This window comes from Staphylococcus sp. 11007852 (assembly GCF_011394325.1).
In the GTDB taxonomy this organism is placed as follows: domain Bacteria; phylum Bacillota; class Bacilli; order Staphylococcales; family Staphylococcaceae; genus Staphylococcus; species Staphylococcus agnetis.
Genome location: NZ_JAANBJ010000018.1, coordinates 18,306 through 38,745 on the forward strand (window position 1 = coordinate 18,306; position 20,440 = coordinate 38,745).

14 protein-coding genes are annotated in these 20,440 nt (G+C 35.7%); 10 read left to right on the forward strand and 4 right to left on the reverse strand.

The window, feature by feature from the left end:
* Positions 1 to 26 precede the first annotated feature (26 nt).
* Positions 27 to 2,726, forward strand: coding sequence for an aconitate hydratase AcnA (gene acnA, locus G8Y85_RS04460; RefSeq protein WP_103345765.1), 2,700 nt, complete (start codon positions 27 to 29; stop codon positions 2,724 to 2,726).
* 141 nt (positions 2,727 to 2,867) lie between these two features.
* Positions 2,868 to 3,323, forward strand: a complete 456-nt coding sequence (gene menI / locus G8Y85_RS04465) for a 1,4-dihydroxy-2-naphthoyl-CoA hydrolase MenI (protein WP_060550985.1) — start codon at positions 2,868 to 2,870, stop codon at positions 3,321 to 3,323.
* Positions 3,324 to 3,655: 332 nt separating this feature from the next.
* Here the strand turns inward: menI and G8Y85_RS04470 are convergent, their stop codons facing one another.
* Together G8Y85_RS04470 and plsY are read right to left on the reverse strand one after the other, a co-directional pair.
* Positions 3,656 to 3,955: a HesB/YadR/YfhF family protein gene (locus G8Y85_RS04470; RefSeq protein ID WP_060550987.1), complete on the reverse strand. Its 300-nt coding sequence runs from the start codon at positions 3,953 to 3,955 to the stop codon at positions 3,656 to 3,658.
* A gap of 79 nt (positions 3,956 to 4,034) precedes the next feature.
* A complete protein-coding gene (gene plsY, locus G8Y85_RS04475) occupies positions 4,035 to 4,616 on the reverse strand; it encodes a glycerol-3-phosphate 1-O-acyltransferase PlsY (protein ID WP_037564464.1) in 582 nt (193 codons plus the stop codon).
* 212 nt (positions 4,617 to 4,828) lie between these two features.
* On the opposite strand from plsY, the gene parE reads away from it, so the two are divergent.
* The 7 genes from parE (at position 4,829) to mprF (ending at position 18,354) form a co-directional block, all read left to right on the forward strand.
* Positions 4,829 to 6,823, forward strand: a complete 1,995-nt coding sequence (gene parE / locus G8Y85_RS04480; RefSeq protein WP_037564461.1) for a DNA topoisomerase IV subunit B — start codon at positions 4,829 to 4,831, stop codon at positions 6,821 to 6,823.
* On the forward strand, positions 6,823 to 9,234 hold the full coding sequence (parC, locus tag G8Y85_RS04485; protein ID WP_165805493.1) for a DNA topoisomerase IV subunit A: 2,412 nt from the start codon (positions 6,823 to 6,825) through the stop codon (positions 9,232 to 9,234). Before parE ends, parC begins: the two co-directional genes overlap by 1 nt.
* 105 nt (positions 9,235 to 9,339) lie before the next feature.
* Complete coding sequence (gene alsT / locus G8Y85_RS04490; protein ID WP_085622333.1) at positions 9,340 to 10,809, forward strand: glutamine transporter AlsT; 1,470 nt, start codon at positions 9,340 to 9,342, stop codon at positions 10,807 to 10,809.
* A gap of 175 nt (positions 10,810 to 10,984) precedes the next feature.
* Positions 10,985 to 11,836, forward strand: coding sequence for a glucose PTS transporter transcription antiterminator GlcT (gene glcT / locus G8Y85_RS04495; protein ID WP_037564454.1), 852 nt, complete (start codon positions 10,985 to 10,987; stop codon positions 11,834 to 11,836).
* A gap of 108 nt (positions 11,837 to 11,944) precedes the next feature.
* Complete coding sequence (gene ptsG, locus G8Y85_RS04500; protein WP_107371344.1) at positions 11,945 to 13,975, forward strand: glucose-specific PTS transporter subunit IIBC; 2,031 nt, start codon at positions 11,945 to 11,947, stop codon at positions 13,973 to 13,975.
* A gap of 484 nt (positions 13,976 to 14,459) precedes the next feature.
* On the forward strand, positions 14,460 to 15,686 hold the full coding sequence (locus G8Y85_RS04505; RefSeq protein WP_085622335.1) for an AI-2E family transporter: 1,227 nt from the start codon (positions 14,460 to 14,462) through the stop codon (positions 15,684 to 15,686).
* A gap of 148 nt (positions 15,687 to 15,834) precedes the next feature.
* Entirely contained in the window at positions 15,835 to 18,354 is a 2,520-nt protein-coding gene (mprF, locus tag G8Y85_RS04510) for a bifunctional lysylphosphatidylglycerol flippase/synthetase MprF (RefSeq protein WP_165805494.1), read from the forward strand.
* Between the two features lie 41 nt (positions 18,355 to 18,395).
* On the opposite strand, the gene msrA is transcribed toward mprF, so the two are convergent.
* A complete protein-coding gene (msrA, locus tag G8Y85_RS04515) occupies positions 18,396 to 18,908 on the reverse strand; it encodes a peptide-methionine (S)-S-oxide reductase MsrA (protein WP_107371408.1) in 513 nt (170 codons plus the stop codon).
* Between the two features lie 143 nt (positions 18,909 to 19,051).
* Between msrA and G8Y85_RS04520 the strand changes: the two genes are divergently transcribed.
* Complete coding sequence (locus G8Y85_RS04520; RefSeq protein WP_037564445.1) at positions 19,052 to 20,023, forward strand: LCP family protein; 972 nt, start codon at positions 19,052 to 19,054, stop codon at positions 20,021 to 20,023.
* 159 nt (positions 20,024 to 20,182) lie between these two features.
* Here G8Y85_RS04520 and G8Y85_RS04525 read toward each other — a convergent pair whose 3' ends face one another.
* Positions 20,183 to 20,368 carry a 2-hydroxymuconate tautomerase gene (locus tag G8Y85_RS04525; protein ID WP_037564442.1) on the reverse strand — a complete coding sequence of 62 codons (186 nt, stop codon included), beginning with the start codon at positions 20,366 to 20,368 and terminating at the stop codon, positions 20,183 to 20,185.
* Between the last annotated feature and the right edge of the window lie 72 nt (positions 20,369 to 20,440).

Sequence of the window (20,440 nt, forward strand, 5' to 3'; positions counted from 1 at the left end):
TATAAAAATATCAGGGGGGATATTCTATGGCTTCAAATTTAAAAGAGCAAGCTAAAAAGTCGTTTCAAGTGAATGGTAAAACACTAACTTACTACGACCTTAAATCACTCGAAGCACAAGGTTTAACAGAAATTAGTCGTTTACCATACTCAATTCGTGTACTTTTAGAATCTGTTTTACGTCAAGAAGATGGTTTTGTGATCACAGATGATCACATTAAGGCGTTATCAACATTTGGTAAAGAAAACGTAAAAGGTGAAGTACCTTTTAAACCATCACGTGTTATTTTACAAGACTTTACAGGTGTACCTGCAGTAGTAGATTTAGCATCATTACGTAAGGCAATGGATGATGTCGGCGGTGATTTATCTAAAATCAATCCTGAAGTACCTGTGGACTTAGTTATTGACCACTCGGTTCAAGTTGACAGCTACGCATCTCCAGACGCTCTTGAACGCAACATGAAATTAGAATTTGAACGCAACTATGAACGTTATCAATTTTTAAACTGGGCTACAAAAGCTTTTGAAAATTATAATGCAGTACCACCTGCAACGGGTATTGTTCACCAAGTGAACCTTGAATACTTAGCGAATGTTGTTCATGTTCGTGAAAACGATGGTGAACAAGTTGCTTTCCCAGATACATTAGTAGGTACCGATTCACATACTACGATGATCAATGGTCTAGGTGTATTAGGTTGGGGTGTTGGTGGTATTGAAGCTGAAGCAGGTATGCTGGGTCAACCATCCTACTTCCCAATTCCAGAAGTAATTGGTGTACGTTTAACTAAAGAACTTCCTCAAGGTGCAACTGCCACAGACCTCGCTTTACGTGTTACAGAATTACTACGTAAAAAAGGCGTAGTTGGAAAATTTGTTGAGTTCTTCGGTCCTGGTGTTGAAAAATTACCATTAGCTGACCGTGCAACAATTGCCAACATGGCACCTGAATATGGTGCAACATGTGGTTTCTTCCCAGTAGATGATGAAACACTCAAATATCTACGTTTAACAGGTCGTTCTGATGAGCAAATTGAAACAGTGGATAAATATTTAAAAGAAAACCATATGTTCTTTGATGCCTCTGCAGAACCGAACTACACAGATGTTGTTGATTTAGATTTATCTACTGTAGAAGCTTCATTATCAGGCCCTAAACGTCCTCAAGATTTAATTTTCTTAAGTGATATGAAAAAAGCATTCCAAAAATCTGTTACTGCACCTGCAGGTAACCAAGGTCACGGTTTAGATAAAAGTGAATTCGATAAAAAAGCGACGATTGAATTTAAAGATGGCCGTTCAACTGAAATGAAAACGGGAGACATTGCGATTGCGGCAATTACATCTTGTACAAACACTTCTAATCCATATGTAATGTTAGGTGCTGGGCTTTTAGCGAAAAAAGCTGTTGAAAAAGGTTTGAAAGTGCCAGATTATGTTAAAACATCACTTGCACCTGGTTCAAAAGTTGTAACAGGTTATTTGCGTGATGCCGGCTTACAAGACTATTTAGATCAATTAGGGTTTAACTTAGTTGGTTATGGTTGTACAACTTGTATCGGTAACTCTGGTCCGTTACTCGAAGAAATTGAACGTGCGGTGGCTAAAGAAGACTTATTAGTAACATCAGTCCTTTCTGGTAACCGTAACTTTGAAGGTCGTATCCATCCTTTAGTGAAAGCAAACTATTTAGCATCACCGCCACTCGTTGTCGCTTATGCTTTAGCGGGTACAGTTGATGTAGACTTACAAAATGAACCACTTGGCCAAGATGCGCAAGGTAATGACGTTTACTTAAAAGATATTTGGCCATCGATTCAAGAAGTTTCAGATACTGTAGATAGTGTCGTGACTCCAGAACTCTTTAAAGAAGAATATAAAAATGTATATGAAAATAACGAATTATGGAATGAAATCGATACTACAAATCAACCATTGTATGATTTTGATCCGTCATCAACATATATTCAAAATCCTACATTCTTCCAAGGCTTATCTAAAGAGCCTGGTCACATTCAACCATTAAGTGATTTACGTGTGATGGGTAAATTTGGTGATTCTGTTACGACAGACCATATTTCTCCAGCTGGTGCGATTGGTAAAGATACGCCAGCAGGTAAGTACTTAACTGACAATGGTGTTTCACCTCGTGACTTTAACTCATATGGTTCACGTCGTGGAAATCATGAAGTGATGGTACGTGGTACGTTTGCGAATATTCGTATTAAGAACCAATTAGCGCCAGGTACTGAGGGTGGTTATACGACATATTGGCCAACGAAAGAAGTGATGTCCATTTATGATGCAGCGATGAAATACAAAGAAGACGGTACAGGTCTTGTTGTATTAGCTGGTAATGACTATGGTATGGGTTCTTCTCGTGACTGGGCTGCGAAAGGTACGAACCTTTTAGGTGTGAAAACAGTCATTGCACAAAGTTATGAACGTATTCACCGCTCTAACTTAGTCATGATGGGTGTATTACCTTTACAATTTAAACCAGGTGAGTCAGCTGATAGCCTTGGTTTAGATGGTACAGAACACATTTCTGTAGACATTACAGAAGCCGTTCAGCCAGGACAAGATGTGACAGTTACTGCGAAAAAAGAAGACGGTCAAACGATTGAATTTAAAGCAGTGGCTCGTTTCGACTCTAAAGTTGAAATTGAATACTATCGTCACGGTGGTATTTTACAATTGGTATTACGTAAAAAATTAGCATAAAACATGCTTTTATCATCATAATAAAACGGGATGGAACGTAGTAGTTCTATCCCGTTTAATCTGTATGAAGTTTATTATCGTTATTTAAATACGATGTATGATACACTAAACAGTGACGAATGATAGAAAGAGGGACGGCGTATGTTATATGCTTTAACTGAGATAGAATCTAGATATCAAGAAACAGATCAAATGGGTGTGATTTACCATGGGAATTACGCAACATGGTTTGAAGTAGCGCGTACTGATTACATTCGTAAACTCGGTTTAGATTACAGTGAAATGGAACATGAAGGTGTCGTATCACCAGTGACTGAATTAAACATCACCTATAAAAAAAGCGTCACATATCCAGAAAAAGTGATTATCAAAACATGGGTTTCAAAATTTTCTAAATTACGCTCAAGATATCAATATGAGATATACAACGAAAAAGGTGACATTGTGACTACTGGTTACACAGATAATGTGATTATTACTAAAGATGAACGTAGACCGATACGTCTTGATAAACGTTTTCCGAATTGGTTTGAGGTTTATAGTAAAGTTGATGAACAAAATCAAGCAGGCGTTGAAAAAGAGCTTACGTTAAATTAATTCTATCAGTAATATTAAATCGCATAGAGATGCTGTTGCCATATTAAATAGCCTTCATCGCTCATATATGGGTGAAGATGAAGGCTATTTTCATAGTTTTTAAAGGCTAAGTATGTAAGCTGACAAAAGAAAAGGGAGACGCTTAGTAACGGTATTAACTTTTCCTCTTAATATTATGTCAGTTTAAACAAATTATCATGACCGTTTGTTTTAAGTGTAGACATTTTAATGGCATATAAAAAAGGTTGAGCATACTATATCTCAACCTTTTAATTTTATAAGGAACTTTATCTCGTCATCTTACGTTCCATGTATGTTATTGTAATCTCTTTTTATTTTGATTCAGCTTCATATGTGATTTCGTCATTTTTGACGTCGATTTTGAGGTGATCGTCTTCAAAATACCATACGTCTCTTTCAGCAACAACGACATATAAGCCATCTAGTGTTTGTTCGTATCCAATTTCGTCAATATCTTTTACATTTTCAATATTAAACGCAGGACTAAATCCTTGTTTTAATTGAAATTCGCCACCATAGCGAACAAAAAAGTGAAGTGCTTTGCCTTCTTGAGGTAATTCTAATTCTTTCTTAAACCATTCAATTGCTTCAGCTGTAAATTCTAATTGCATCTTTAAAACTCCTCTCATAAATAAGGCTAGGTATAAGCTTATTTTATCTTGAAACCTAAAAGAAATAAATAGAAAAAGGTTACATCCATTTAATTTTAGGCTCTGTGCCTTTAATGATACGTTTGATATTACTAATATGTCGTATCACGAGTAGAGAGGCTACTACGAAACTAATCAGTAGTAGTATTTTGTCATTAACTATAAACGAGCCTATGACACAGCAAATGCCGGCTATGATACTTGATAATGATACATATTTTGTTAAATAAAGAATTGCAAAAAAGATTGCGATTAAAATTAAGCATAAAATGGGGTTTACACCGAGTAACACTCCGGCACTTGTAGCAACCGCCTTACCACCACGGAATTTTAAATATACTGGAAATACATGACCTAAAATTGCAAATATACCAATTAAAATACCATGAATATCTACATGAAATAATGCAGGTAAAAACACTACAATAAATCCTTTGAAAATATCAAAAAAAGTAACAGCGAACCCAGCAGGTTTACCTAACACTCTAAAACTGTTTGTTGCACCTGTGTTTCCGCTACCATATTGACGAATATCCTTTTTAAAGAAAATTTTACCAATTATATAACCACTCGGAATTGCCCCAATAAGGTAACTCAAAACGATTACTAGGAAAATTGACATGTACATTCACATCCTTTTAGTACCTACTACCATTTTACCACAATTTTTGAACGCGTCATGTTTTTTTGTGTTACTAAAAAAGTAATTTCCCATTATTCAGGGGTGAAATTAACGAGCAATACCAATTGTGACTTGCATTTTAATGTGATTTATATAAGAATAACTATTGTATAGTTTGATGAACGAACGTATGTTTGTAGGAGGGGAATTGAGTGTCAGCAAAAACGAATCATAACTATTCTGATGATGCAATACAAGTACTCGAGGGTCTTGAGGCTGTTCGTAAAAGACCAGGTATGTACATTGGTTCGACAGATAAGCGTGGACTCCATCACTTGGTTTATGAAGTTGTGGACAATTCTGTCGACGAGATTTTAAATGGATATGGTGATGAGATTAATGTCACAATCAATCCAGACGAAAGTATTACAATTTCCGATAATGGTCGTGGTATGCCAACAGGAATGCATCAATCAGGGAAACCTACTGTTGAAGTTATTTTTACTGTACTTCACGCGGGTGGTAAATTTGGTCAAGGTGGTTATAAAACATCTGGCGGTCTCCACGGAGTAGGTGCATCTGTCGTCAATGCGTTAAGTGAATGGCTTACAGTTCAGATTCACCGTGACGGAAAAATTGTTGAACAACAGTTTAAACATGGTGGCGTTCCACAAACAAAACTGATATCTAAAGGTAAAACGAGACGTACAGGAACGACCGTAACATTTAAACCAGATCCCGAAATATTTAAAAATGCGACCTCTTTTAACTTTGATACGTTAAGTGAACGATTACAAGAATCTGCTTTTTTACTTCAAGGATTAAAAATTACTTTAGAAGATCGTCGCGCAGATAAAGCACGTACTGAAGTGTATCATTATGAAGAAGGAATTAAAGAATTTGTAAAATATGTCAATGAGGGTAAAGAAACGCTTCATGACGTTGCTTTATTCCAAGGTCAGTCCAATGAGATTGAGGTTGATGTATCGTTTCAATATAACGATCAGTATTCCGAGAGTATTATGAGTTTTGTTAATAATGTCCGTACGAAGGATGGCGGCACACATGAAGTCGGTTTTAAAACAGCGATGACACGTGTCTTTAATGATTATGCCCGCCGTATCGGCGACTTAAAAGCAAAAGATAAAAACCTTGAAGGTAATGATATACGTGAAGGACTCACTGCTATTATATCAGTACGAATTCCAGAACACTTACTCCAATTTGAAGGCCAAACAAAATCAAAACTTGGAACACCTGAAGCGAGAAGTGCTGTAGATGCTGTTGTAGCTGAAAAATTACCGTATTATTTAGAGGAAAAAGGTCAACTTTCTAAAGCGTTAGTAAAAAAAGCAATTAAAGCCCAACAAGCGAGAGAAGCAGCGAGAAAAGCGCGAGAAGATGCGCGTTCAGGTAAGAAAAATAAACGTAAAGATACGTTGCTATCTGGTAAACTGACACCAGCGCAAAGTAAAAACACGGATAAAAATGAACTCTATCTTGTCGAAGGTGATTCGGCGGGTGGATCTGCAAAACTTGGACGTGACCGCAAGTTCCAGGCCATTTTGCCATTACGTGGTAAAGTTATCAATACTGAAAAAGCAAAACTGGAAGATATATTTAAAAATGAAGAAATCAATACAATCATTCATACGATTGGTGCAGGTGTAGGAAATGACTTTAATATTGAAGATAGTAACTATAACCGTGTCATAATTATGACCGATGCGGATACAGATGGTGCACACATTCAAGTATTATTGCTTACATTTTTCTTTAAATATATGCGTCCTCTTGTAGCTGCTGGTCGCGTGTTTATCGCATTACCACCGCTTTATAAATTAGAAAAAGGTAAAAACAAAAATAAAAAAGTAGCCTATGCTTGGACAGATGAAGAGTTAGAATCATTACAAAAAGAATTTGGAAAAGGATTCATTTTACAACGGTACAAAGGTCTCGGTGAAATGAATCCTGATCAACTTTGGGAAACAACGATGAATCCCGAAACGCGAACATTGATTCGTGTTCAAATTGAAGATGAAGTACGTTCATCTAAGCGTGTGTCTACGCTCATGGGAGATAAAGTTGCACCACGAAGAGAATGGATTGAACGTCATGTACAATTTGGTATGCAAGAAGACCAAAGTATTTTAGAAAATGATGAAGTTCAAATTTTAAATGATGAATCGGAAGAGGAGAATGCATAATGGCTGAAATCATCCAAAGTTTACCATTAGAAGATGTCATTGGTGACCGTTTTGGGCGTTACAGTAAATATATCATTCAAGAACGTGCATTACCTGATGTACGCGACGGGTTAAAGCCTGTACAACGTCGTATTTTATATGCAATGTATTCAAGTGGAAATACGTACGATAAAAATTTCCGTAAAAGTGCGAAAACCGTCGGGGATGTTATTGGACAATTCCACCCACATGGCGATTCGTCGGTCTACGATGCAATGGTGCGTCTCAGTCAAGATTGGAAATTACGTCATGTGTTAGTTGAAATGCATGGTAATAACGGAAGTATTGACAATGATCCTCCAGCTGCAATGCGTTATACAGAGGCAAAATTAAGCTTACTGTCAGCGCAATTATTACGTGACATTCATAAAGAAACAGTCGACTTTGTACCGAACTATGATGATACTGAAATGGAACCTATGGTGTTGCCAGCACGTTTTCCAAATTTACTTGTAAATGGTTCTACAGGGATTTCTGCTGGTTATGCGACAGATATTCCGCCACACAACTTATCAGAAGTAATCACAGCGACGTTAAAATATATAGATAATCCTGACATCACGGTGAATCAACTTATGAAATCCATCAAAGGCCCAGATTTTCCAACGGGTGGTATTATTCAAGGTATTGATGGTATTAAAAAGGCCTACGAAACGGGTAAAGGCAAAATTATCGTTCGCTCTAAAACAGAGATTGAAACGTTGCGAAATGGCCGTTCACAAATCGTTGTGACAGAAATTCCATATGAAGTGAACAAAAGTAGTCTTGTGAAAAAAATTGATGAGTTACGTGCTGATAAAAAAGTAGATGGTATCGTTGAAGTACGTGATGAAACAGATAGAAGCGGTTTACGTGTTGCAGTGGAGTTGAAAAAAGACGTTAATGCAACAGCAATTTTAAATTATTTATTTAAAAATACCGATTTACAAGTAGCCTATAATTTCAATATGGTAGCAATCAGTGAAGGTCGACCTAAGTTAATGGGCATTAAACCGATGATTGACAGTTACTTAAATCATCAAATCGAAGTTGTCACACGTCGTACTCAATATGATTTAAGTCATGCTGAAGCGCGTATGCATATTGTTGAAGGTTTGATCAAAGCTTTATCTATTCTAGATGAAGTCATCGCAATTATTCGAAACTCTAAAAATAAAAGTGATGCAAAAAATAATCTTGTTGCTGAATTTGATTTTACACAAGAACAAGCTGAAGCGATTGTTATGTTACAGTTGTACCGCTTAACAAATACAGATATCGTTGCATTGCAAGATGAACATAAAGAACTAGAAGCTCTAATCGCTAAATTGAAACATATTCTGGATGACCACGGTGCGTTACTTGATGTGATTAAATCAGAATTGAATGAAATTAAAGCACAATTTAAATCACCACGTTTATCCGTGATTGAAGCTGAAATTGCTGAAATTAAAATTGATAAAGAAGTCATTGTACCAAGTGAGACGGTAGTGATGAGTTTAACTCAAGAAGGTTATATTAAACGCACTTCTTTACGTAGCTTTAATGCAAGTGGTAAAGACGAAATTGGTATTAAAGATAAGGACAGCGTGTTAACGATTCAAGAAGTCAATACACAAGATACAGCGCTTGTATTTACGTCAAAAGGACGCTACTTACTGATTGCTGTGCATAAATTGCCGGATATAAAATGGAAAGATTTAGGTCAACATGTATCTCAAATTGTACCTATTGATGAAGACGAAAAGATAATACAAGCGTATGTCGTTTCTAAATTTACTGATGATGAAGCGATTATTACCGCAACGCGTAACGGTATGATTAAGAAAAGTTTACTGTCAGGTTTCAAATCTTCGCGCTCAACGAAACCACTTGTTGCTGCAAAAGTAAAAGCAGGTGATGACGTTGTGGCTGTGATGAAAGTGCCATCCAAGAATGACCTACAGTTGATTACATTATTCACACACAAAGGGATGTCGCTTACTTATCCATTGTCTGAACTTCCTGATACAGGATTACGTGCTGCAGGTGTGAAAGCCATCAACCTTAAAGATGAAGATTACGTAGTACTGGCGGACACAATTGATAGTGAAGATTCCATTTTAATTGCCACTCAACGAGGCGCTTTAAAACGAATTAAAGCATCACTTTTACAATCGGCTAAACGTGCGCAACGGGGTATCACAGTATTAAAAGAATTGAAGAAAAATCCACATCGTGTTGTAGATGCCAAAGTATGTCGACCTGAGCATGAGCGCTTTACTTTGCATTCAGATCGTCATCAATTTGAAGGCAACATTAACGATATCCACTTATCTGAACAATATACGAATGGTAGTTTTGTAGTTGATGTGACACAGTTTGGTGACATCAAGCATCTTGAAATACAGTAGCTTTTAAAAAATTTATAGTCACTTGTCTTATTCAATGGTAGAATGAACCTAGTTGTTTTTAAAATTGAGTATATTTGAAAATTTGATAAGTAAAGAGGGATTAAAGTGAAAGATTTTGATAGTTTAATTCCGGGTTGGTTCAAAACATTAATAACTGAAGGTACAGACTTAATTTGGTCCCAATATTTAATTGGATTACTACTTACTGCTGGACTCTTTTTCTCAATCAGTTCAAAGTTCGTTCAAATTAGGTGGATACCTGAGATGTTCAGAGCCTTAACGGAAAAGCCAGAAACACTTGATTCTGGTGAAAAGGGGATTTCGCCATTCCAAGCGTTCGCAATAAGTGCAGGTTCTCGTGTAGGGACGGGAAATATTGCAGGGGTTGCGACAGCAATTGTATTAGGTGGTCCTGGTGCAGTATTTTGGATGTGGATTATTGCAATTATTGGTGCAGCGAGTGCCTTTGTTGAGGCGACTTTAGCTCAAGTATACAAAGTTCCAGATAAAGAAGGCGGCTTCCGAGGTGGTCCCGCATATTATATTACTAAAGGATTAAATCAAAAATGGTTAGGTATTGTATTTGCCATTTTAATTACAATTACCTTTGCCTTCGTTTTTAATACTGTACAATCGAATACTATTGCAGAGTCATTGCAAACACAATATAACATTGATCCTGTTTATACAGGGATTGTTTTAGCTCTGCTTACGGCTGTCATTATATTCGGTGGTGTAAGAAGTATTGCGACATTGTCGTCATATATCGTTCCGATTATGGCAATTGTGTATATCGTAATGGTATTGTTTATTTTAGTCACACATATTGATCAAATTGTACCGATGATTTTAACGATTATTAAAAGTGCATTTGGTATAGATCAAGCTGCAGGTGGGGCTTTAGGCTTTGCTGTTTTACAAGGTGTTAAACGTGGTCTATTCTCCAACGAAGCTGGTATGGGTTCTGCCCCTAACGCAGCAGCAACAGCAGCAGTTACACACCCTGTGAAACAAGGTTTAATTCAATCTTTAGGTGTATTTTTTGATACCTTACTTGTTTGTACTGCGACAGCAATTATGATTTTATTATATTCTGGTTTAGAATTTGGTGAAGGTGCTGCGCAAGGTGTTAAAGTGACGCAATCAGCACTTAATGAACATTTAGGAAGTGCTGGCGGTATCTTCTTATCAATCGCGATTACACTGTTTGCATTTTCATCTGTAGTAGGGAACTACTACTACGGTCAATCTAACATAGAGTTCTTATCTCAAAATAAAATTGTATTATTTATTTTCCGCTGTTTCGTTGTAGTATTAGTTTTTGTTGGTGCCGTTGTAAAAACACAAACAGTATGGAACACAGCAGATTTATTTATGGGCTTAATGGCCATTGTTAACTTGGTGGCAATTATCGGTTTATCTAATGTTGCATTTGCTGTCGCCAAGGATTACCAACGACAACGTAAAGAAGGTAAACGACCTATCTTCAGACCAGAAGAATTAGAAATTAATTTATTCGGTATTGAATGTTGGGGCGATGCACAAAAGCGTTTGAAACAATACGATAAATTTTAAGTCGACAGTTTCATCTATCATTAACATATCTTTAGCTTTCAAAGTTCATTTATTCATGAATTTTGAAAGCTTTTTTTACAAACGCACATTGGTGTCTATGATATAAAAAATGTCGCTTTATTTATTTTATCTTTCAATATATAATCATTATGAAGTGGTAGAGGAGATTAAAATTATGCCGTCATATTTAATAAAAAAAGTCCTCAACAATAACGTACTCATTTGTGAATATCATAATGAAGAAGTGATTATTATTGGAAAAGGGCTCGGCTTTAATCAAAAAGCGGGCAAACACATCCAACCAGATAAAGTTATTGAAAAGGTCTTTACATTACAAAATAAAGAAGAACAAGATCATTATAAAATGGTAATCGCGCATACTGATGAAGAAGTTCTAAAAGTAGTGATAGAGTCTGTGCAACTCATCATGTCACATTTTGATTTAAGTCAAAATGAGTCATTTATTGTATCTATTACCGATCATATTGTCTTTGCGTTAAAGCGTTATCAGCAACAACAATATATACAAAATCCATTTCTCAGTGAAACAAAATATAGCTACCCTGAAGCTTATACAATAGCTAAACGTGTTGTCGCTCGAATCAACTTGCAATTAAATGTCAATTTTCCTGAAGATGAAGTTGGTTTTATTGCGTTACACATTGCTTCTCAAACGAATCAAATTAATATAGAGGAAACAGAACAAGTACCGAAATTGATTAATACAGCGGTACGCATGATTGAACATGATTTACAAATTAAAATACCAATACAATCCATTCAATACCAACGCTTTGTGAGACATATTCATTTCTTACTTCAGCGTGTGCGCAAAGGAGAACGTGCACAAGTACAATTAGATTTTGAAACGCTATTGAAATCACAATATCCTTTATGCTACAATATAGCTGTTAAAATAGTAAAAATGATTCAAACACAAAGCAGTCTGGAAGTGTATCAAGCTGAAATTGCATATTTAACAATGCATATTCAACAACTTTCAACGACGACGCAATCGAATACGTAACGTGTTACTAAGTGAGATTAGGCATGAGTTAAAACCTATGGATATGCTATCCATGGCTTTTTACTCATGCTTTTTTGTGTGAGATTCATAAAAATTGGAGGTATTACAGTGGGAAAGAAACTATTTGGACAGTTGCAACGTATTGGTAAAGCCTTAATGTTACCTGTTGCGATTCTACCAGCTGCTGGTTTACTTTTAGCATTTGGTGTAGCTTTACAAGGGGAAGCACTACAACATTATGTGCCATTCATCCAAAACCAAGGCATTCAAAATGTCGCTGAAATGATGACAGGTGCAGGTAGTGTCATTTTTGATAACCTACCGATTATTTTTGCAATGGGGGTTGCGATCGGACTTGCCGGTGGTGACGGTGTTGCGGCAATTGCTGCTTTTGTAGGTTTTGTCATTTTAAATAAAACAATGGGTGCCTTTTTACACGTGACACCTGAAATGGCAGGCGAAGCTAACAAAGGTTTTGCAAGTGTTTTAGGGATTCCAACGCTTCAAACAGGTGTGTTTGGCGGGATTATCATTGGTGCATTAGCAGCATGGTGTTATAACAAATTTTATAACATTTCATTACCTACTTATTTAGGGTTCTTTGCAGGTAAACGATTTGTGCCAATTATGATGGCGACGTTATCATTTATTCTTGCATTCCCAATGGCGTTAATTTGGCCAACGATTCAAGACGGTTTAAATGCGTTCAGTAGCGGTTTATTAGATTCTAATACTGGACTTGCAGTATTCTTCTTTGGTTTTATTAAACGATTATTAATTCCATTTGGTTTGCACCATATTTTCCATGCGCCGTTCTGGTTTGAATTTGGTTCATATACTAATGGGGCAGGAGAAATTTTTAAAGGTGACCAACGTATTTTCTTAGAGCAAATTCGTGAAGGTGCACATTTAACAGCTGGTAAATTCATGCAAGGCGAATTCCCAGTGATGATGTTTGGTTTACCAGCGGCTGCCTTAGCAATTTATCATACCGCTAAACCAGAAAACAAAAAAGTGGTTGCTGGTTTAATGGCATCAGCAGCATTAACATCATTTTTAACAGGTATTACAGAACCATTAGAATTTTCATTCTTATTCGTAGCACCATTATTATTCTTTATCCATGCAGTACTTGATGGTTTATCATTCTTAATTTTATACTTACTCGATGTTCATTTAGGTTACACATTCTCTGGTGGATTCATCGATTATGTATTACTTGGTGTTTTACCTAACCAAACAGCTTGGTGGCTTGTATTTCCAGTTGGTATTGTGTATGCGGTGATTTACTACACAGTTTTCCGCTTCTTAATTCAGAAATTTAACTTTAAAACGCCAGGACGTGAAGATAAGCAATCTGAATCAGCATCAGTTGAAGCGAGTGAATTACCATATGCAGTACTTGAATCTATGGGTGGTAAAGAAAATATCAAACATTTAGATGCATGTATTACGCGTTTACGTGTAGAAGTTGCGGACAAGTCAAAAGTTGACGTTGGACGTTTGAAAGATTTAGGTGCATCTGGCGTACTAGAAGTGGGCAATAATATGCAAGCGATTTTCGGTCCGAAGTCAGATCAAATCAAACATGAAATGCAACATATCATGGATGGTAAAACAGTAAAACCTGTATCATTAGATGATCATGACGATGAACCTGTTGTTATTGACGAACACAAACAATCAACTTCAGATGCAACAATCATTGCCTCACCTTTAGAGGGTAAATTTGTGCCACTTTCTGACGTACCTGATCAAGTGTTTAGCGAGAAAATGATGGGTGACGGTATTGCAATTGCACCAACGAAAGGTGAAGTTCGCGCGCCATTTAATGGTAAAGTACAAATGTTCTTCCCTACTAAACATGCGATTGGTTTAGTTTCAGATGAAGGTACAGAGCTTTTAATCCACGTTGGCTTAGATACGGTTAAACTTAACGGTGAAGGCTTTACAATGCAAGTTGAAGAGGGTCAAACAATCCAAACAGGCGATGTATTACTTACATTTGATTTAGATTACATTCGAGAAAACGCGAAGAGTGATATTACGCCGATTATTTTAACGCAAGGAAATATTAATGAAATAACTGTGTCAGAAGATCAAACTGTGAACTTTGGAGATACATTATTTAAAGCATAAACACCATTGGGGTGGTCTATGATATCATAGGCCATCCTTTTTTGTGCCATATCATCTATGTGCATGATGTATCATTAGATCAACGAATATGGTGATATGTTAGATTGATCATTGCTTTCAACGTTTATTGTCTTATGCACGTTGAAAGCTTTTTGAGGAGGAATGTTTCATGATATAGATACGGTTTGTGCACGGTGCCGGAGTGGTATATTTAAGACAACATCACTATGTGTGATGAAGGGTATAGGCTGAAGTGACGTCTGCCAGTTAAGAAGTTTTAAAATAAAGGAATCATTAAATAAAAACTTTAAAAAATAGCAAGGCGTGTCGGATAAGGGTTTATTATCATGAAATAATAGTTATAAGTCATATAAGATGTCTAAATCTAAGGTAATTTTAAAGTTCTATTTATGGTTATAAGTTTTAATTTTTTTTAAAAAACGATACACTATAATTAATTTAAGTAAAGTAGGGTGAGAGTGTTATGTCTAATCAAAGAGAAAACCAAGGTGTAGAGCGCAAAAACCTTGATTTTCGAGAAAGTCGTTTTATGAAATTTTTCGGGGGTAAAGACTTACTTTTTGCTTTAATGATATTTATCCTATTAGGAATTGTCATTTTTATATTTGATAAAGTATCGTATGTCTTCCAACCATTTATTATCGTATTTAATACCATCGCTGCGCCTATCATTATCGGATTAATTCTATTCTATTTATTTAATCCTATTATCAATTTGATGGAGCGCTATAATATTAAACGTATTTGGGCGATTACGATTTTATTTGTTGCCATCGCTGGTATTATCACAATTATTGTGAATTTATTGATTCCACTTGTCTCTATTCAATTGGAACGTCTTATCTCGAATGCGCCTGCTTATATTCATAAAGTCACAGATTTTGTGAATCGTGTCATGCATTTTCCATTTTTAGAAAAATATTCTACACAAATTGAAAGTACGTTAACGACATTGCAAGAGCGTTTACCTAAGATGTCTGATAGTATTGCGCCGAGACTACGTACGTTTGCAGAAACACTTGTAAATGCGACAGTCGTGCTTATTACGGTGCCATTTGTGTTGTTTTTCATGTTGAAAGATGGACATAAATTTAAAGGGTTTATTAATCATGTAACACCGCCTAAATTCCGTAAAGATGTACATGATTTACTAGATAAGATGAGTCATCAAGTAGGGTCTTATATTCAAGGTCAAATTATTGTATCTTTTTGTATCGGTGTACTCTTGTTTATCGGCTACTCTATCATTGGTTTAGATTATGCATTAATCCTTGCGAGTATTGCTGCAGTAACGAGTGTAGTGCCTTATTTAGGACCTACAATTGCCATTTCACCGGCAATTATCATTTCAATTATTACATCACCTTTCATGCTTATTAAATTAATCATTGTGTGGACTGCTGTGCAATTTATTGAAGGGCATTTCATTTCACCAAACGTAATGGGTAAAACTTTAAAAATTCATCCATTAACGATTATATTTGTCTTATTAAGTGCAGGTAACTTACTAGGCATTGTCGGCGTTATTTTAGGTATTCCAGCATATGCGATTTTAAAAGTATTAGTATCGCATATCTTCCTACTATTTAAGCGTCGTTATAATAAATATTACGCTGAAGATGCAGGTTTATATGAAATGCCTGATGAGGAATACGCAAGAGCGCAAAGTGAGTCATCTTCCTCTAAATAAATTTAAGCGATTTTAAAATCAAGGGGCTTGCGTAATTGTGATTTCATCATGTATTATCACAGTTTCAGTCAGTTTTTATATGTATCAAGGGTGAGGTGAGCAATCCTCGCACCTTTATGCATGAATTCAGTCAGAAAGGTAGTGCCATATGTCTTTAAATAAAAATTTAGTGAAATATTTAAAAATTGTATTTGTTTTGGTATTAATTGTCATTGTGACGTCTGTGTTGTCAAAAGAACTGTCACATATTGATTTCAAAAAAACATTTATACTATTTAATCACATTAATCGTTTTGAATTAATTGGGTTATTTTTACTAGGTGCATTTGCACTCGGACTGTTGTCATTATTTGACTGGGTGCTAGCGGCACGCTTTAAATTACCGGTTTCTAAGTTCAAAGCACTCCGCGTAGGTTATATTATCAATGCCTTTAATAATATTATTGGTTTTGGTGGCTTTATCGGCGCAGGTGTCAGATTATGGTTTTATAGTAATTATTCGAATGAACGTAAGAAACTTGTGAAATTTATTTCATATATTTTAACGTCGATGCTCACAGGATTGAGTTTTTTATCGTTACTCATCGTTACACATATTCTAGATGTCAGTTTTTTAGATAATACATCAATATGGGTTAAAATATTACTTTATGTCGTTGCATTTTTGTTACCAGTATTTATCATTGTGTCATTAATTTCTCCGATTGATCAAAAAGCACGTTGGTTAGGGTCACTTTTTACAGTGATTTCAAGTGTTGAATGGATTTGTGCGAGTCTTGTACTTTACTTATCTTTACATATTGTCGGAGCGAATCCACCGTTTCCAGTTGTATTAAGTGTATTTATTGTAGCCGCAATATCTGGTTTAGCATCATTTATCCCTGGGGGATTTGGTGCATTTGATTTGATTATTTTATTAGGTTTAAAATATATCGGCATTCCTGAAGAAAAAATTGTCTTAGCGTTACTTGTGTATCGTTTTGCATACTACTTCTTTCCTTTATTCATTGCACTTGTGATGACGGTATTCGAATTCGGCCCACATGCGAAAAACTTTATATCTGATTCGAAATTCTTTGTGCCGGCGAGAGATGTCACAGGATTTATCTTTTCGTTTCAAAAAGATTTCGTAAATATTTTTCCATCTTTAATTTTAAGTGTTTTAGTAGGTATAACGAGTTTAATGTTTTTATTAATCAACGCTTTAATTATTGTTGATGCCGCCACATCTAAACATCATATCGTGTTTCTCATTTTGTATATATTTAATGTGAGTGCCTGCTTGATTTTAATTTTAAATTTACGTGGAATTATAGAACGGAGTCAGCGTGCGACGCTCTTTATCATTGTCGCAATGTGTATTTTGATTATAACTAATTTCTATGTATACGGTATCTCAATTGAAATACTAGTTGTTACTTTAATTTTAGCACCTTTAATATTTGCGTATCGTAAGTCGAATGTTTTAAAACGTGCGATTCGTTTTAAATCAATTATTTATATTGTTTTAGTGAGTGCGATATTCTTTTACCTAAACCAAGTGCTAGTAAGACAAACGTTAGCAATTGTCGATGTGAAAATGCCAAATGTAGATTATTTTGTTTTACGTTCCACTTTTTGGCTCTCAATTATTGGAATGTCATTAATTGTTGCGATTATCATCTACATTTTTGAACGTCATTACCGTATGCCACTTGAAAATGTAGATTTAGAAATTGGTCAAAAGATAATAGATCAATATGGAGGACATAATTTAAGTCACTTACTGTTCAGTGGTGATAAAAATATGTTTGTTAATGAACAACACGATGCGTTCATTATGTATCGTTTTTACCGTAATTCATTTATTGTTTTAGGAGATCCTGTAGGGAATGAAGAAAGCTTTGCGGCGCTTCTTGAAAAATTTTATGATCATGCGACCTATTTAGGTGCTGAAGTCATTTTCTATCAAGTCTCTGAAAAGCATTTATCGTTATATCATGACTTTGGTAATCAATTCTTTAAATTAGGTGAAGAAGCATTAATTGACGCTCAAGCGTTTACTACTTCAGGTAAAAAACGTCGTGGCTTCCGTGCAACGTTAAATAAAGTTGAGACAATGGGCTATACTTTTGAAATGTTATCCTCACCTATAGATGAAGCAACATTTAAGCAACTTAAAGAAGTAAGTGACGGTTGGCTTGGTCAAGATAAAGAATTTTATTTCTCAGTTGGGAATTTTTCACGTGAGTATCTTGATGCGGCACCTATCGCTGTATTGAGAAATGAAGAAGGACGTATTGATGCATTTTGTACACTGATGCCTGTTAAAGATAATGAGATTGTCTCTGTAGACTTAATCAGATGGAATAGATCGATTGATGTCCCATTTATGGATGCATTGTATTTACACATGCTACAGTGGTCTAAAGACAACGGATATGCTTACTTTAATATGGGGATGGCTACGTTATCTAATGTCGGTCAAATGCCATATGGTCACATGCGTGAGAAGTTTGCTGGACGTTTATATGAACATTTTAATGGTTTGTATAGTTTCCAAGGATTGCGTAAATATAAAAGTAAATTTAATCCGAATTGGGAATCACGCTTTTTAGTGTATCATCGACGTCAAAATGTTTGGGAAAGCTTAATTAAAGTAACCCGTGTCATTCGTAAAAATGCATAAATTAAAAAGGATGTAGCGACGTCGCTACATCCTTTTTGGTTTTATTGATGTTTGGATTGATACTTTGCACGATCTTCTTTTTCTTGTTGATAGCGCTCAGGATGCTTTTTATAAAAATCTTGATGATAGGCTTCTGCTTCGTAAAATGTGGAAGCGGGTAAAATTTTTGTGGCGATCGCTTTATCATGATCGAAGGTATTTTTTAAAGAGGCGATGTAAGCTTCTGCTACCTCTTTTTGATCTTGATTGGTATAAAATATAGCCGTCTGATATTGAGGTCCTCTATCTTGATATTGTCCTCCAGCATCTGTAGGGTCAATAACAGAAAAGAAAATCTCTAATAATTTTTGATATGAAAAGAGGGCGACATCATATTCAATGCGTACTGTTTCATAATGTCCAGTTTCCCCTGTCTTCACATCTTCATATGTTGGGTGTGCTAAATGTCCACCCATGTATCCTGAAGTCACGTTTTCAATGCCTTCATTAGTGTCAAAAGGTTGAACCATACACCAAAAACAACCTCCAGCAAAGTAAGCAACATTGATATTCATGTGGACACCCTTTCCCCTTTTATTTTAGACCTTAGTCCGATTTTTAAAGTTTTCACTTGATTTTTAAAATAATTTTATATAACGTTAATATGTATTAATTATAGTACAGACAATCCCAATTTTGAAGGTATAAGGTTGATAAGATGAGCGAAATTAAATATGAACATAGAAATCCCAAACCGCCAAAAGGGGGCATGAAACGACGCAAAAAACGTCGTATACGAAAACTCCCATTTATTATTTTGGCTATTATTATTATCTTAATTGCAACGACTGTTTTTACGATTTCGAGTTATCGTTCTGGTCTTGAAGTTGCCAAAGATCATAAACAAGCACCTAAGTTACATAAATTTAACGGTACATCTAAAAATGATGCGAAAGCAACGGTACTTATTTTAGGTTCTGACCGTGAAGATGGTGGTGTTTCACGAACGGATTCCATTATGATTGCTCAGTATGATTTTCTTCATAAAGATATGAAAATTGTATCTGTGATGCGTGATATTTACGCAGATATACCTGGATATAATCGTTATAAAATTAACACCGCTTATTCATTAGGTGGACCTGAATTATTGCGTAAAACACTTAAAGAGAATTTAGGTATTGAACCAGAATACTATGCAACGCTTGACTTTAAAGGATTTGAAGCCATGATTGATGAATTGAGTCCTGAAGGTGTTCCGATTAATGTTGAAAAAGATATGTCAGCTAAAATTGGTGTGTCATTGAAGAAAGGACAACACCGTCTAAATGGTAAAGAATTATTAGGTTATGCCCGTTTTCGACATGATGAAGAAGGCGATTTCGGTCGTGTTCGACGTCAACAACAAGTGATGAGTGCTCTAAAACAAGAACTTGTTCAACCGTCGACGGTATTTAAATTACCGAAACTTGCAGGGATTATGCGTGGCTATGTAGCAACAGATATGCCTGACTCTGCGATTTACCAAACAGGTATTGGCTTTATCGTTCGTGGTGATAAAAATATTAAAACATTGAGCGTACCAGTAAAAGGAACTTACGAAGATGTGACTACGAATGATGGCGGTAGTGCACTAGGTATTGATAAAGAAGCGAACAAAAAACAAATTCAAGAATTTTTAAATGACTAATGTTGACAGGTGGGCATTGTGCCTGCCTGTTTTTTTATGTGAACCTAACACACTTTTAAAGTGGGACACCACGTCGATGAACATTAAAATCCCTTCAGCATTCATCCTGAAATGAACGGTGAAGGGATTTAAAATAGATATACGATACAGATTTAGCTTCTACTGATCGATTTTACGTTTACCACCAACGCCATAATGTTGTGGTTTCATTTCTTCGATGACCACAGAAATGGCATCTCGGTTGGCTTTTGTTGTTTTTTCTACTGCATCTGTTACTTCTGAAACGAGGGCTTTTAATTGTTCGTCTGAACGACCTTCTAATAGTTGTACTGTTACGATTGGCATGTAAGTCGCCTCCTTTTCTTTTATTATAGCATTTTCTTTGGAAAAGACTGGCTCTTCTTAAGATTTTTTTAA